At 72.4% G+C, this 15,200-nt stretch carries 13 protein-coding genes; 3 read left to right on the plus strand and 10 right to left on the minus strand.

Annotated elements, in window-relative coordinates; genetic code table 11:
* Positions 1 to 32: 32 nt before the first annotated feature.
* Complete coding sequence (locus ABZ470_RS16455; protein ID WP_362911880.1) at positions 33 to 626, minus strand: helix-turn-helix domain-containing protein; 594 nt, start codon at positions 624 to 626, stop codon at positions 33 to 35.
* 103 nt (positions 627 to 729) lie between these two features.
* Positions 730 to 2,679, minus strand: coding sequence for a Xaa-Pro dipeptidyl-peptidase (locus ABZ470_RS16460; RefSeq protein ID WP_362911881.1), 1,950 nt, complete (start codon positions 2,677 to 2,679; stop codon positions 730 to 732).
* Between the two features lie 282 nt (positions 2,680 to 2,961).
* On the opposite strand from ABZ470_RS16460, the gene ABZ470_RS16465 reads away from it, so the two are divergent.
* Entirely contained in the window at positions 2,962 to 4,056 is a 1,095-nt protein-coding gene (locus ABZ470_RS16465) for a hypothetical protein (RefSeq protein ID WP_362911882.1), read from the plus strand.
* A gap of 140 nt (positions 4,057 to 4,196) precedes the next feature.
* Here the strand turns inward: ABZ470_RS16465 and ABZ470_RS16470 are convergent, their stop codons facing one another.
* The gene (locus ABZ470_RS16470) at positions 4,197 to 4,628 is read right to left on the minus strand and encodes a helix-turn-helix domain-containing protein (protein WP_362911883.1); all 432 of its coding nucleotides are present in this window, start codon (positions 4,626 to 4,628) and stop codon (positions 4,197 to 4,199) included.
* 112 nt (positions 4,629 to 4,740) lie between these two features.
* Here ABZ470_RS16470 and ABZ470_RS16475 point away from each other — a divergent pair, with 112 nt between their 5' ends.
* Entirely contained in the window at positions 4,741 to 5,556 is an 816-nt protein-coding gene (locus ABZ470_RS16475; RefSeq protein WP_352013325.1) for an alpha/beta hydrolase, read from the plus strand.
* 128 nt (positions 5,557 to 5,684) lie between these two features.
* On the opposite strand, the gene ABZ470_RS16480 is transcribed toward ABZ470_RS16475, so the two are convergent.
* The 4 genes from ABZ470_RS16480 to ABZ470_RS16495 form a co-directional block, all read right to left on the minus strand.
* Positions 5,685 to 6,272, minus strand: a complete 588-nt coding sequence (locus ABZ470_RS16480) for a MarR family transcriptional regulator (protein ID WP_352013329.1) — start codon at positions 6,270 to 6,272, stop codon at positions 5,685 to 5,687.
* Between the two features lie 34 nt (positions 6,273 to 6,306).
* The gene (locus ABZ470_RS16485; protein ID WP_352013330.1) at positions 6,307 to 6,453 is read right to left on the minus strand and encodes a hypothetical protein; all 147 of its coding nucleotides are present in this window, start codon (positions 6,451 to 6,453) and stop codon (positions 6,307 to 6,309) included.
* Positions 6,450 to 6,800: a metalloregulator ArsR/SmtB family transcription factor gene (locus tag ABZ470_RS16490; protein WP_362911884.1), complete on the minus strand. Its 351-nt coding sequence runs from the start codon at positions 6,798 to 6,800 to the stop codon at positions 6,450 to 6,452. The genes ABZ470_RS16485 and ABZ470_RS16490 overlap by 4 nt, the downstream gene beginning before the upstream one ends.
* Before the next feature lie 116 nt (positions 6,801 to 6,916).
* A complete protein-coding gene (locus tag ABZ470_RS16495) occupies positions 6,917 to 8,428 on the minus strand; it encodes an FAD-dependent oxidoreductase (protein ID WP_362911885.1) in 1,512 nt (503 codons plus the stop codon).
* A 158-nt stretch (positions 8,429 to 8,586) separates the two neighbouring features.
* Between ABZ470_RS16495 and ABZ470_RS16500 the strand changes: the two genes are divergently transcribed.
* A complete protein-coding gene (locus tag ABZ470_RS16500; RefSeq protein WP_362911886.1) occupies positions 8,587 to 9,318 on the plus strand; it encodes a TetR/AcrR family transcriptional regulator in 732 nt (243 codons plus the stop codon).
* A gap of 125 nt (positions 9,319 to 9,443) precedes the next feature.
* Here ABZ470_RS16500 and ABZ470_RS16505 read toward each other — a convergent pair whose 3' ends face one another.
* From ABZ470_RS16505 to ABZ470_RS16515, 3 genes are all read right to left on the minus strand, one after another.
* Complete coding sequence (locus ABZ470_RS16505; protein WP_362911887.1) at positions 9,444 to 11,330, minus strand: serine/threonine-protein kinase; 1,887 nt, start codon at positions 11,328 to 11,330, stop codon at positions 9,444 to 9,446.
* Positions 11,331 to 11,470: 140 nt separating this feature from the next.
* Complete coding sequence (locus tag ABZ470_RS16510) at positions 11,471 to 14,101, minus strand: BTAD domain-containing putative transcriptional regulator (protein ID WP_362778804.1); 2,631 nt, start codon at positions 14,099 to 14,101, stop codon at positions 11,471 to 11,473.
* 296 nt (positions 14,102 to 14,397) lie between these two features.
* Positions 14,398 to 15,126 (minus strand): TetR/AcrR family transcriptional regulator, encoded by a 729-nt coding sequence (locus tag ABZ470_RS16515; RefSeq protein WP_362911888.1) that lies wholly within the window; start codon positions 15,124 to 15,126, stop codon positions 14,398 to 14,400.
* Positions 15,127 to 15,200: the final 74 nt, after the last annotated feature.

Here is a 15,200-nt window from a genome sequence, read left to right on the forward strand (position 1 = left end):
CGGTGTAGAACTTGGGCGTGAAAAGGCGGGGGTCAGGCCAGGGCGTCCATGGCCGTGGCCGCGATGGCCGCGACGGTGGCGTCGTCGGCGCCCCCCTGGGCGGCCACCCGGATCCCGGCGATCACGGCGTTGACGAACCTGGCGAGTTCGGTGGGATCGCGGGTGGAGCCGATGTCGCCCGCGCGCTGCCCGCTCTCGATGACGGCGCTCAGGTCGGCGATCCGCCGCTCGGTGTCGCGGCCGAGCATCAGGGCGATCTCCGGGTCGCGGCCTGCGAGCTCCATCGTGGTGTTGACGGTCAGGCAGCCGAGGCCGTGGCCGTCGCGCCGGTTCTCCGCCTCCGTCCTGAGGATCCCGGCGAACAGTGCGCGGATCCGCTCGATCGCCGGCAGTTCGTGACTGTCGAGGATCCGCAGCTGGTCGGCGGTGGTGGCGTCCATGTAACGGGTCAGCGCGCGCTTGAACAGCTCACGCTTGTTGACGAAGGCGTTGTACACGCTGCTGCGGTCCAGGCCGAGCGCTTCGCACAGGTCTCTGGTCGAGGTCGACTCGTAGCCGTTCGCCCAGAACGTGCGCATCGCGGTGTCCAGGACCCGGTCCTCGTCGAATGATCTCGGCCTCGCCATGAGAGCACGCTACCCGTTTTGCATCGGTCGGTGCAATATGGGGTGGGGTGTTCCCGTTCGTGCCGGTCAGGGGAGGGGCGGCGAGCGCCCCTCCCCGGGAGGGTCAGGAGAAGTTCGGCTCGGGAACCGGCAGGGTCACCCTGCCGGGGCCGCGCCAGGGGCCCAGTTCCTTGGGCACGTCACCGATGTGCAGCGCGCCGACCGCCAGCGGGAGCACCACCTTGCTCCTGGCCAGGTCGACGGTGACAACCGCCCCGGTCGGGCTCTCCGAGCTGTAGGTGGCGTCCGTGCCCGCGATCACGAAGCCCAGCCGGTGGCCCTTCTTGAAGGTGTACTCCTGCGGCAGGGTCTCCCAGCGGACCCTGCCGTACGTGCCGGGCGGCAGGGGAGTGGGCGCGCTGAGGGAGTCGCGGTTCTGCACGTCGATCCAGCCGCGGGCGACGATCTCCAGCGGGCGGGTGGCCAGGTTGGTGGCGACCTTCCGGTAGCAGGCGTCGTCGGCGGCCGTGCTCTCGCCGTGGCAGCTCTCCTCGGGAAGGGTGGAGATGCCCTGGCCACGGCGCCAGTCGACCCGGGTGTCCTCCCCGAAGTCGACCAGGAGCGCGGTCAGGTTCGAGGTCGGCCGGTCGAGCGCTACCCGCAGGTCGACGACGGGCGTCCCGGACAGGCGCAGGTCCAGGGGCAGGCTCCCGGTGGTGAAGGCCACTCTGCCCGGTGCCCCGGTGCCGACGTCGGCGACCATCGTCTCCTCGGACTGGCGCAGGTCGGTGAAGGAGGCCGTCTGCCCCCTGCGCGCGGGGACGAGGCCGAGCGAGCCGTCGGCCGCCGGATGGAAGGGGACCTTGAGGGACAACGGCTCCGGCCAGTCACGCTGGGTGATCCAGCGATCGACGCCGACCTGCACGTCGGCGCGGGGACGGCGCATGACGCCGTTGTCCACGCCGAGCAGCCAGTGGTCGAACCACTGGTGCAGGGTGTCGACCCAGACGTCACGGCGTCCGGCGAAGTCGAAGGGGTCGACGTGTTGGTACTGCCCGACCCAGATCTTGCGGGGCACGTTCCGCGCCGCGAGGGCCCGCCACCAGGTGGAGAAGTTGTCCGGCCTGACGTTGAGGTCGTTGACGGTGTGCACGGCGAAGACGCTGGCGCGCACCTTGGAGACGTCGGCGAGGGAGCCCGCGAGATAGTCGCGCTCGGCCCAGAAGGGGTTGTAGTCGCCGGTCGCGTCGCCGTCCTCGGCGTCCATCCGCGCCCGAGCCGCGGCGCACTTGGCGTCCGGGTCGGTGTCGACGTAGGAGGCCAGCCAGGACATGTAGTCGTAGTTGTAGACCACCCCGTTGGATCGCTGGTACCTGTACCAGGAGCTGATCGCCGAGATCGGGACGATGGTCTCCAGCCCCCGGACCCCGGTCGCCGCGACGGCGTTGGCCAGTGTGCCGTCGTAGGACTTGCCGATCATCCCGGACTTGCCGGTGGTCCAGTCCGCGGCGACGGGGGTGCCGTCCTCCCGGCGGGCGACGGCGCGGCCGTTCAGCCAGTCCACCACGGCCTTGCCGCCCAGCACGTCGGCCCGGCCGCCGCCGTCGGGGCAGCCGTCGGACCTGGTGGTTCCGTTCATGTCGACGTTGAGGACGGCGTAGCCACGTGGGACGAAGTAGTTGTCATAGAAGAGGGGGAATTTCGTGATATTTCCGGTGGCGTCGTAGACCTTCCGCTCGCCCTCGTTGCCCCGGCCCGCGTTGTCGTAGTACGGGCTCTCGTCGATGATCACCGGGACCTTGAGCCTCGGGCCCGACTCCCTCGGCCTGATGATGTCGACGCGGATGCGGTCGGGGCGGCCGTCGGCGTCGCTGTCGGCACCCGACTCGACGTAGACGTGCTCGCGGACGGCGTCGGCGTAGGAGAAGACCGGCTGGCTCCGCCCCCGCTCGACGGTGATGGCGGGAGAGGTGCCGGTGGGGACGGTCGGGGCCGCGTTGGCGGGCGTGACGCCCGCCGCGACCACCGCCAGGGCGATGAGGACTGCTCGTAACTGTGGCACTGCCTGTGGCACGCGGAGCCTCCGGGGGGTCGAGAGAGACATCCGCAATATCGGTGGCGCCGGGTCGGTTAACAAGATTCCTTTACGGCTTTGACATCACCCTGGTTCTGGTGCGTGACATGTCGTATCCGCCGGCCGTACGACCGTGCACACCGGGTGACACCGGCCCGCCCCGCGGCGGGCCGGGAAGCCCGCATGGAGCCGGTCGTGACGCCGTCGCCGAGGCGTTTCCCGCGGGGGACGCCACGGTCATCGGGCCGGGCGGCGCGTCCCGAGGGAACGTATCCTCGCGGAATGAAGATCGTACGCGGCACGATCGCCTCCCTGGCCGGTGACGCGGTCTCCCACCACGGCCCCGTGACCCGGCCGCGCCGCCTGGTCAGCAGCCCGCGCTCACGGGTGTGGCGCGCCGACATGGGCGGGACCGCCGTGGCGATCAAGCAGATCGTCGGCGGTGCGGACGCCGACGAGCGCTTCCGCCGCGAGGTGACCGCGCTGCGGCTGGCCGCACGGGCCGATCCGCCCCTGGCGCCCGTACTGTTCGGCGCCGACCCCGGCCACCGGATCATGGTCATGGAGTGGCTCGACTCCGGTGAACCGCCCGCCGACTGGGCGGTCGGCTACGCGACCGCGCTGGCCCGGTTGCACGCGACGACGGACGTCGGTGACGCCGGGGCGCTGCCCCGCTGGTCCCCGCCCGGCCCCGACGTCCTGGACGCCTTCCTCCGGCTGGCTGCTCGGCTCGGCGTCGCGGTCGCGCCGACCGTCAGGGCGGAGCTCGACGGCGTGCTCGACCGGCTGGGGCGGGAGACGGGCCACGCCCTGCTGCACGGAGACCCCTGTCCAGGTAACGACCTGTACACCGGCGGCGGAACACGTTTCGTCGACTTCGAGCAGGCCGCCCTGGGGAACGGCCTGGTCGAACTGGCCTATCTGCGCGTCGCCTTCCCGACCTGCTGGTGCGTCACCGCCCTGCCCGGGCCGCTGCTGCGTCGCGCCGAGGAGGCCTATCGCGCCGCCTGGAACACCGCCACGGGCACCGGGCCCCGGGGCGACCTGGCCGACGCGTGCGTCGGGTGGCTGCTGCGGGGAGACGCGCTCGTCGAACGGGCCCGCCGTGACGGGACCGACCACCTGGCCGCGCTCGTCAAGGACGACTGGACCTGGGGTACGGCCACCGCCCGGCAACGGCTGCTCCACCGCCTCGGCGTCGTCGGTGAGGTCACCGCGGACACCGCCCTGGCCGGTGTCGGCGACCTCACGGCGATGATGCGCGACCGCATGCTCGATCGCTGGCCCACGCTGCGGCCGCTCTCTCCTGAGCGCCCGCCGGGGCAGCACGGCCTCCGGAGGCCGAACGTCCTCGACCGCCTCAGAAACCGGTTCTGAGCCGCACCGCTGACGCGGCCGGTGAGGAAGCGGGAGCTCCCCGCCCGGTGAACAACCCCGACGTCCGGCCCGCCGGCACGGCGCGGCACCGAACCGGCTCCGCTCGGCCGTACGGGCGAGACGCGGCTCCTCGCCCAGGGTCACCTGTCAGGGCTCCGGGGGGTGAGATGGCGGGCCAGGGTCTCCAGGGCTGAACACACTTCGGCCAGGGCGGTGTCGTCGGGGAGGACCTCGGCGAGGGTGGCGTCGACGGAGACGGCGCGTACCTCCTGGACGCGCTCCGACACACGTGGGTGGACCAGGGAACGGCGGCGGTCGCGCGGGTCGGGCTCGGTGACGACCGCTCCCGCCTCGCGCAGCCGGGCGACCGCGGCCGAGACGGCGCTCTGCGGCAGGCCGGTGCGGACGGCGATCTCACCCACCGCGCTACCCGGGTGGTCCCGCAGGTCGTTGACCACGATCAGGACCGTACGGGTGCTCGCCGCGTGGTCGCCGACCTCCTCGGCCGGAAGCGCCCGCTCACCGAGCTTCATCAAGGTACGGCCCAGCACGAACAGCTCGATTCCATTCACCCGGTAGACGATACATCAACCTTGATGCATCAATTTTGATGTATCAAGGTTGATGCTTTATGGTCGACTCCTGGCGAACAAGCCATACGAACCATCCGAAAGGACCCCTCACATGAGCGAGCTGCGTGTTCCCGGCGCCACCCTGCACTACCAGGTGCGTGGAACCGGCCCGATGCTGCTGATCTCGCAAAGCGGCGAGGGCGACGCCGACCGCACCGTCGACCTGGTGGAGCACCTCGCCGGCGATTTCACCGTGGTGACCTACGATCGGCGTGGTCTGTCCCGTAGCGCGCTCGACGAACCGGCGCGCGGCGCGACGATGGCCGAGCACGCCGACGACGTGCACCGGCTGCTCGCCGAGCTCACCGACCAGCCCGTCCGGATGCTCGGCTGCAGCCTGGGCGCGGTCATCGGCCTGCACGTGGCGGTCAGGCACCCGGATCAGATCGGCACACTCGTCGCCCACGAGCCGGTCGCGCCCCGTCTGCTCCCAGACGACCGGCGGGCCCGGCACGAGCGCGAACTGGCCGAGGTCCAGGCGCTCTACGAGCGCGAGGGCCTGACCGCCGCGTTCAAGGCCATCGCCGACGTCCTGGGCATCGACCCGGCCAACCCCGACGCCGAGCCCGGCCTCACCCCGCAGCCGATGACGCCGAACCGGATCGCCAACTTCGACTACTTCATCCGGCACGACTTCTCGGCCGTCATCACCGACACCCTCCCGGTCGCCCGCATCGCCCACACCCGGACCCGGATCGTCCCGGCCGTCGGAGCCACCACCCCGCACCACGTCTTCGACTACCGGTGCGCCGAGGCGCTGGCCGCCCTCCTCGGCACCCAGGTCGTCCGCTTCCCCGGCGGGCACAACGGCAACACCGCGCACCCCCGCGGCTACGCCACCCTGCTCCGGCGGATCCTCCAGCCCTGACGCCCTTCTCCGCACGGCGCCGACCCGGCATCACCGGTTCGCGTCCACGGCGGACGGCCTCGCCGCGCGGGACGCTCCGACACGGCGCCACCGGGGGTGACCGTCAGCCCTGGAACGGTTTCACCGTCTCACGTGCGGGGACGGGGCCCGGGACCGGTCTGACGGCTCCTGGCGGCCCGGCCCCGTGCGGCGGACCTGCCGACGCTGCGCAGCAGGACGCGCATGGTCCGGTCGAGGACCCTGCGCTCCTCGGCGGTGAGCCCGGACAGCAGCAGGGTGAGGCTGGCCACGTGCTCGGTGAGCGCGGCGTCCGCGGTCTCACGACCCTTCGGGGTGAGCGTGACCCGCACGCTCCTGCGGTCGTCGGGGGCGAGGGTGCGCTCGATCAGCCCCGCCTGTTCGAGCCGGTCGAGCCGGTTGGTCATACCGGCCCGCGAGATCATCAGCGCCGAGGAGAGCTCGGAGGGGGTCAGTGTGTACGGCGGGCCGGAGCGTCTCAGCGAGGCGAGCACGTCGAACTCCCCGCGGCGCATGCCGTACCGGGCGGAGGCCTCCTCGACCGCGGGGACGATAAGGCGGGAAAGCCGGGTGAGCCTGCCGAAGATGCCCATCGCGGCCAGGTCCAGGTCGGGGCGCTCGTGCCGCCACTGGGCGAGGGCGGCGTCCACGGCGTCCCCGCGGCCGCCGTCGTCCCTGCGTGCGCTGCCTTGACTCATGGGGGAATCATATTCGGCCCGTTACATTTGGATGTCAGATTGTTTGACCTGCGGTGAACCGGCTGCCCTGGTTGCTCCGCCTCGAACACCAGCTCCCGGGGGCGTCGATGACCCGGGAGATCACAATCTCGCGGTCGGCCGTGGCGGACCGCTCCGGCGCTCCCCGCCCCGTCTCGCTCATCGGTTGTCTCCTTCCTGAATTGCCTGCTTGAGGTCCTGCACGTAGGTGTCCAGCCGGTCGAAGCTCTCGTTCCAGAACCGTTCGAACCCGCCGGTCCACTCGTGGACCGGTCGCAGCCCCCGGGCGTCGAGGCCGTACAGGCGCTGTTTGCCCGCCCTGCGATCCCGCACCAGCCCGACCTCCCGGAGCACCCGCAGGTGTTTGGACGCCTGCGGCTGGGTCATCCCCAGCTCCTGGGCCAGCTCGGTCACCGGCCGCTCGCCCGCCCGCAGCAGCGCCAGGATCTCCCGGCGCTGCGGTTCGGCGATCGCGTTGAAGACGTCCGACGTCGTCGCTGCTCGTGCCATGACCATCATCATATGCCTATATCGGAATGCGTAAATCCGGGGAGGAGGCCGGGGCAACGGGACACCAGGCCTCGTCGTGGAGGCGGCGGACCAGTACGGGTGCCGGCGCGTGCCGCTCAGGCGGTGGGGGCGCCGAACCAGCGGGTGGCGGCGCGCCGGAACGCCTCGGGGTCGGGGTCGGGGCCCTCGGCCCAGGCCACGACGCCGTCGGGCCGGATCAGCAGGGCGCCGAGTCCGAGGTCGTCGGCGACCGGGCCGGGGGCGTGGCGGACGCGGCCCTGCCAGCCGGCCGTGGTCTCCCGCAGGCTCTGCGCGGCGGTGAGGTCGACGGCGACGCCCTGGCCTTCACGCAGCAGGTCTCCAAGGTGGGTGCCGTCGCGGAAGCGGAAGTCCGGGGCGGTGAAGCCGACGACCGGCTGGTCGCCGCCCAGGTCGTAGCGGTGGGCGAGCCCGGAGGTGGCGCGGAAGACATGGGTGGTGCCGTCGGCGGTGCGCAGCAGGTCGTGGACGAGCCGGCGCAGGGCCGGGGTGTTGGGGCCGGGGTTCATCGTGGCGACCTGGGCGCGCGACCAGTCGAGGACGGCGGCGCCGACGGGGTGGCGTTCGGCGGTGTAGGTGTCGAGCAGGTTCTCGGGGGCGGTGCCGTGGAGGGTGGCGGCGAGCTTCCAGCCGAGGTTCATGGCGTCGCCGATGCCGAGGTTGAGTCCTTGACCGCCGAGCGGGGAGTGGATGTGGGCGGCGTCACCGGCGAGCAGGACGCGGCCGTTGCGGTAGCCGCTGGTCTGCATGGCGCGGTCGGTGAAACTGGAGGCGAGGTGGACCTCGTCGATCGTCACGTCGGTGCCGGAGACGCGGCGCAGGACCGTCTGGAGGTGGTCGCGGGTCAGCGGCCGGGAGCGGTCGAAGGCGCCGCCGTCGAAGTCCATCATGCCCAGGTGCCCTTCGAAGGGTGTGCGCAGGTACATGCCGGTCGGCGTCGAGTTGAAACCCGGGCGCAGCTTGTCCGGGTCCTCGAAGGTGACGTGGGCGACGTAGCCGGTGAACAGCGGCTCGGTGCCGACGAAGTCGAAGCCTGCCAGGCGGCGCACCGCGCTGCGTCCGCCGTCGCATCCCACGAGCCGGCGCGCCCGGTACTCACGCCCGCCGGCCCGGGCCAGGACGCCGTCACCGTCCTGGTCGACGGCCTCGAACGGGGCGTCGCGCACGATCCGCGCGCCGAGCGCGACCGCCCGCTCCTCCAGGACGCCGGTGACCGCTTCGAGACTGGTCATGATCCCTTCCGACGCGGGGCCGGGCAGCCGGGGCGGGAGGGCACCGGTATCGACGTCGGCGGCGTCCAGGCGCAGGCCCGCGAAATGGCTCACGTCGCGCGGGGCGGACACCTCGCGCGCGCCGACCTGCCGCGCGTCGACGCGTGAGGCGTCCAGGAGGGCGGTGAGCATCCCTCGGCGGTGGAACGCCTCGACGGACCCGGCGTTCAGGCCCCGCATCCCCAGCGGGAGCGCCCAGTACGGCGAGGCGGCCTGTGGGCTCTTCTCCAGTACCAGGACCGAGCAGTCGGCCAGGGCGAGTTCACCGGCGAGGAACAGGCCGACCGGCCCGGCCCCCACGATCACCACGTCGCGCATGTCGGTTCTCCTCCAGTCGCGAGTTTCCGGATCGGCCGGGGCTCGACGGGCCGGGACCGTGCTCCGCGAAGCTCGAAGCCACAAGTTTGGAGCAACGCTCCAATTTTGGAACCGTACTCCATTTTGGAGCGCCGCACCAAAACTGACAGGATGAGGGCATGACCACACCGACACCCCAGTCACGAAGGCGCAGGCAGGTGCTCTCGCGCGAGCGCATCATCGAGGCGGCGGTCGGGCTGCTGGACACGGCGGGGGCCGGGGCTCTGACGGTCCGCGCGCTGTCGGAGCGCCTGTCCACCGGATCCGGGGCCATCTACCACCACGTCGGAAACATGGGCGAGTTGCTGCAGGCCGCGACCGAGAGCGTCGTCGTCGCCGCCCTTCCCGCCCCGCAGGAGTCCGCGACGGATCCCGGGACCGAGGACACCGGCCGCGAGCGGCTCCGCGCCGCCGCCCTCGGCCTGTACGACGCGGTCGCCGAACACCCCTGGCTCGCCGTCCAGCTCGCCGTGCAGGTCACCCGCAACCCCTGGGGAACGGTGACACCCCGGATCTTCGAGAGCATCGGCGGGTGCGTGCGCACGCTGGGCGTTCCACGGAGCGACTGGTTCGCCACGACCTCGACGCTGGTGCACTACATCCTTGGCGCCACCAGCCAGAACGCCCAGCCCTCCGACGCCGCGGACGACGTCGGGGTCCCGCGGGCCGGTGCGCGGCGCGCCGAATTCCTCGACTCCGTGTCCAAGGCGTGGAAGAGCCTCGACGCCGGTGACCACCCGTTCCTCCACGACATCGCCGACCAGATGCGCGGGCACAACGACCGGGAGCAGTTCCTCACGGGCATCGACCTCATCCTCGCCGGCATCACCGCCGTCAGCCGCCCTTCCTGACCCGCGCCCACCGGAGACGCTCACCTCCCGGTTTCCGGGTCACCCGGCATCGTGGACGGCACGAACGGGAACAGGCGGACGTCGAGGCCCTCGACGTCCTGCTCGGTCGGTCACGTCCCAGGAGGTCACCCCGGTATCGCGGTCAGGGCGAAGTCGTCCACCGTCACCGTGACGGAGGTGTCGGTGGCCTTACGAGACAAGAAGGTCAGCAGGCCGGCCCCACCCGGGACCTGGAGCCCGGAGGTCGCGTCCGTGACGGAGAGCAGCCAGTCCGGCTCGGCCGCGCCGACGGCCCAGACCTTGCCGCGGATCGTGGTCGGCGACGTGCCGGTGACCTGGACGCGTACTCGCATCGCGATGCCCGCGCCCGCTGTCAGCCGGGGGACCCACAGCGGCTGTGCGAGGTCGATCTCACCGCGGCCCGCCTCGTAGCGGATCAGCTGGAGCAGGACCTTGCCGTTGGGCCGCAGGCTCACGTGCGCCCGGTAACTCCCCACCGCCGGGACCCTGCGCCCCACGGCGGTCACGTAGATCCCGCCCCCGGTGGGGGGCCTGTCGCCGGCGAAGGTGAAGCCGAGGTCGGTTCCGGTCTCCTTCACCCCGTCCAGGTAGGCGCTGGAGCCGGTTCCGGAGGACGTCGTGATCCGGCCCTTCCCACCGTCCACCGAGTAGTCGCTCTCCGGAACGCCGACCGACCAGTGACGCTTCCCGTCGTCCGTCGTGCCGAATCCGGTGCTGACCGTGCGTCCGAACGTGTCGGACACCCGCAGCCCCCCGCCCGGGGCCACCGACGCACCCGGACTCGCCGACCCGCTGGGCGAGACCCCTCCTGAGCTCGACGGCGAGGCAGACGGGGGCCCAGAGGTGGGAGCGGAGGCGGGCGAGGTGCCCGGCCCGCCGGTGCCTGAGGACGCCTGGGACCCCGCCCCGCCGAACGGCCGTAACCAGGTGAGCGCCCCCACCACGACCGCGACCAGTGCCGCCGCCACGGCGAGCGCCCTACGGCGGCCCCGCCCGGCGGCCCACCCGATGAACACCGGGGCCCGCGCCGAGGGCGGAGCCGTGGGTTCCCCGGTGGGTCCCGCGGTGTCCTCATGACCGGCCGTCCCGGCAGGATCCCGGCCGCCGGCCGGGTCCGGCGTTCCCCGATCGCCGGCCGGTTCTGCGGCGAGGCGGCTGCCCAGGCTGGTGAGTTCCACGATCGACCTGCCGCGGCCGCCGGAGACCGGGTCGATCAGGCGGGACAGCAGCTCGCCCGCCTTCGGCCGGTGCGAAGGGTCCTTCTCCAAGGCGGCGGCGACCGAGTCGCGCAACGGCGGCGGGACCGCTGACAGATCCGGTTCGTGGGTGACGATGCGGTTCAGCACGTCCGCGACGCTCGCGGCGGCGAACGGGGAGGTGCCGGTGGCGGCGAAGATCATGGTGCCCGCCCAGGCGAAGACGTCCGAGGCGGGTGAGGCGGGGGAGCCGCCCAGCTGTTCGGGCGCGAGGTAGGCGGGGGTGCCGATGAGCCCGCTGGTCATAGTGGTGACACCGTCCGCGCGGGCGATGCCGAAGTCGACCACCCGGGGACCGTCCGGGCCGAGCAGCACGTTGCTCGGTTTGAAGTCGCGGTGCACGACGCCGGCCGCGTGGATGGCGGCCAGGGCCGTCGTGGTGCCGACGGCCAGCCGTTCCAGCTCGCCGCCGCGCAGGGGGCCGTGTTCGTGCACCCGTTCCGCCAGCGTCGGCCCGTCCACGAACTCGCTCACCACGTACGGCCGCGGCCCGTCCGGCACGGCAGTGAGCACGCGGGCGGTGCAGAAGGGCGCCACGCTCTCCACCGCCGCCAGCTCGCGGGCCAGACGGGCCCGGGCCTCGGCGTCGGCCCTGATCAGCACCTTCACCGCCACCCGCTGCCCGACCGGGTCGCGGGCCAGGTAGACGATTCCCTGTCCGCCCTCCCCGAGGCGGCCCAGCAGCTCGAACTCACCCAGACGCGGAGGATCCTCAGGGGCAAGAGGGGCAACCATGCTCCATACGGTACTGATCCGCTCAGTCAAGTTCGAGGCGTCCGGGCCGAGCTCCCGCGTCCAACGCGACGAGCGCGTCCTTCCTCTGGACTGACGACAGGAAGCCAACAGGGGCGGTGCTGAGCCGTCAGAGCAGGTCGCTAGATCAGGGCGGCGAGGAGGTCCAGCGCGGTCGCCCTGCCGGGTTCGTCGGCGATGCCGTCGAAGATCTTGAACGCGTCCTCGGCCAGTTTGCGCGCCGCCTCGCGGTCGCCCTCAGCCCGGTTGACCCGGGCCAGCGCCAGCAGCGCGTGCGCGTCCAGCAGCCGGTCGCCGAGCCGTACGGCGATGGACCTGGCCCGCTGCGCGCAGTCCCTGGCGTCGGGCACCCGCCGCTGCGCCAGCCGTGCCTCGGCCAGCTCCAGCAGGGTGTCGGCGTGCCGGTGCCGGTCGCCCCGGTCATCGAAGAGGCCCGCGGCGGCGGTGAGCCGGTCGGCCGCCTCGCCGGGGCGGCCTGCCCGCCGCAGCACCGCGCCAAGCGCCTGCTGCGCCTCGGCGCCGGCCCTCCCGCCGCCGAAGGCGCGCAGAGAGGAGGTCAGCTGGCGTTCCGCCTCGTCCAGGTGGCCCTGTTCCAGGTGAACCTGGCCGATCCTGCGCCGGACCTGCGCGGCTTCCTTGCCGCTGGACGTACCGGGACCCGTGAACACCCCGAGCGCCCGGGTGAGCAGGTCCAGCGCCTCCGCCCACCGGCCCTCGGCCCGGTACAGGTCGCCCTGGTCGCGCAGGAGCAGGGCCTCGGCGCGGGCGTCACCCGTGCGCCGTGCCGCCGCGAGGCCGGTCTCGGCGACCGGCCGCCAGTCGTCCAGGAAGCGCCGCCGTTCCAGGAACGGGCCCAGCAGATGTGCGAGCCGCCACGCGCCCTCGTCGAGGCCGGCCCCGTACAGATCACCGACGAGGGCGGCGAGGAACGCGCGCTCGGCGACGAGCCACTCGACCGACTCCTTGATGTCCCCGGTCACGAAGCCGCGCATGCTCGGCTCACCGGAGACCAGCGGGAACCGGGACGCCTGCACCCGGGCGATCACGACGGCCTGGAGCCGCGCGAGCGCCTCCCGTACCGCATGCACGCCCTCCTCCTCTACCAGCCGTTCGCGGGCGTAGAGCCGGGTCAGGTCGTGCATGCGGTAACGGACCTGGCCCGCCACGTCCACGGTGTGCGCCTCCAGCAGGCCGGCGTCCACGAGCGCGTCGGCCTGGTCGCCGAAGACCTGGACGGCCCAGTCGGCGACGTCGGGGGCCGACAGCGCGCCCAGCAGTCGCGTCATTCGGCGCGCCGGCATGGGCAGGCCCTCGTAGCCGACCGCGTACACGCTGCGGATCGTCTGGTCGCCCGAGTGAAGACGGTCCAGCCGCACGCGCTCGTCCTCCAGCAGGCCCGCGAGGTAACCAGGGGTCCAGCCCGGTCTGGTGGCCAGGCGGGATCCGGCGATGCGCAACGCGATGGGCAGCCCGCCGCAGAACCGCATCAGCTCCCGCACCCCGCCGTCGTCCGCCCGCTCCTCGCCGATGAGCCTGACGAGCAGGTCACGGGCCTCGCCGTCGTCCAGGACGCCCAGCGGCAGCCGTACGGCGCCGGTCAGCCCGCCGAGCGCCGACCGGCTGGTGATCACGGTGGGGCATGAGGTGAGCAGCGGCCGTACCTGGGACTCGTCGGTGGCGTCGTCCAGCACGACGAGCATGCGGCGGTTGGCGGTGTAGGTGCGCAGCAGCCGCTGCCGCCGGCCCTCCGACGCCGGTACCGCCTGGGCCGGGCAGCCGAGCCAGCGCAGGAAGTCCTCCAGGATCGCGCCGGGCCGGGTGGTCTCGCGCAGGTCCGCGTACAGGATCCCGTCGGGGAAACGCTCCCTGTGCCGCCAGGCGGCGTGTACGGCGAGTGCCGACTTGCCCACCCCGGCCGGGCCGTGCACGACGACCAGGCCGGAGAACACCTGATCGAGCAGGTCGGCGCGGCCGGTGAAGTGGGCGACGTCCCGCGGCAACAGCACCGGCGGGCCCGCGGAGACGTGCAGCATGACATCGTCGTGCAGCATGCGGTGGTAGAGAAGCTGCAGCTCGGGGTCGGGCTCGATGGCGTGCCCGCCGTCGAGCTCGTCGCGCAGCGCCGTGTACGCGGCCAGCGCCTCCACGCGCCGCCCGCTGCGATAGAGCGCCAGCATGAACTGGCCGCGGAAACGCTGCCAGAGCGGGTGCTGCGCGACCAGCATCCGCACCTCGGACAACAGCTCGCGGTGCCGGCCCGCGTCCAGGTCGAGCTCGATCCGGCGCTCCAGGGCGAGCAGGCGAAGCTCTTCGAGCTCCTCGCGCAGCCGCCCGGTCTCGGCCCAGCGCCGCGCGTCAGGGTCCACGTCCGCCAGAACCGGTCCGCGCCACAGGTCCAGCGCCTCCCGCAGCTTCCCGCTGTCGCGCCCGGACAGCCCTTCCTGTATGAGCCGACGGAAGCGGCCGACGTCGAGCTGGTCGTCGTCGATGGCCAGCGTGTACGTGCCGGACACGGTGGTGATGACGTCCTGGCCGATCAGCTGCCTGAGCCGGCCGACGTAGCCGCGGATCAGCGAGTCCGACCGGTCACCCTCCTCCAGCGGCCACAGCAGCTGTCGCAGCCGCTCGACGGTGAGCGGTCGGCGGGCGTTGAGCGCGAACATCGCCAGCAGGTCACGGTGCTTCGGAGCGGTGGGAGTGCGATCCTCTGCGCCGTCACGTATCGACAATGCCCCCATAATCCGAAATTCCATGACAAATCCCCGGGTACGGCGGGCAGGATGTGGCGTCAAAGCCCCCACGATCCCACAGCTCCACCGCGTCTCGCGCCGGGATTCCCCACCATTCCTGACCAATGAGCAGGTGTCGGTTTCCGAAGCCGAGCTGGTCCCGCAGCCCCGGTCCGCTCGGCCGAGCCTGGGCGGCGACGGCGTGTCGTGCAACCTCAGGACGGCGGCGCCCGCCGCGGCCCACGCCGCCGGGGACGCGGCCGACGGCTCGCCCAGGCGCCCTCGCGCGCGAGCCGTCGCGGTGCCGTACGTCGCCGGCGCTATGACGGGGACGGGGCCGCGCACCGGGTGGCGAGGCCGTCCAGGAGGCAGCCGAGGCCGAACGCGAAGCGCCGCTCGCTCTCATGCTCGACGTCGATCTCACCCGTGGTGGCCATCCGGCCGGCCAGCGTCGGGTGGCGTTCGGCGACCTGGCGTAGATACTCGGCCGCCCGTTCGTCCCATTCGGACCCGGTCCCGCTCATGCGGGCCAGCGTGTCGCGCCAGGCGACCTCCGCGATGACCGCGCCGACCACGTGGTCGTTGACGGCGGCCATGGCGGCGTCGAGGTCGGAGCCGGTGAACCCGGCGTGCTCCAGCAGGCGCAGCCCGGTCTCGGCCAGGGCGAGCGCGTTCGGGCCGAGGTTGGGCCTGACGGTCAGTTCGGACAGGGCCCACCGGTGGCGCAGCAGCATGGCGCGGTTGCTGCGGGCCAGCGTCGCCAGGCCGTCCCGCCAGCCGGACGTGCCGGGGCCGGCGCTCACCTCGGCCAGTACGCGGTCGAGGGCCAGTTCCAGCAGGTCGTCCTTGGTGTGGACATACCAGTACAGCGACCCGGCGGTCACTCCGAGGGCGGTGGCGACGCGACGCATCGACAGGCCGCGGTGGCCTTCGGCGTCGAGGACGGCGACCGCCACGTCGACGATCCGCTCGCGGGTGAGCTGGCGGTCGCGCGGCGGCCGCTCGGGACGCAGCCACACGGACCCGCCGGAGGACTCTGACGACGGCACGCGATCACCCTACCCGCCTTGACGTCGCCTTCCGATTCCCTTATACAACGTTCAATACTGTTAAACGATGTTTA

Source organism: Streptosporangium sp. NPDC020072, from assembly GCF_040631445.1.
In the GTDB taxonomy this organism is placed as follows: domain Bacteria; phylum Actinomycetota; class Actinomycetes; order Streptosporangiales; family Streptosporangiaceae; genus Streptosporangium.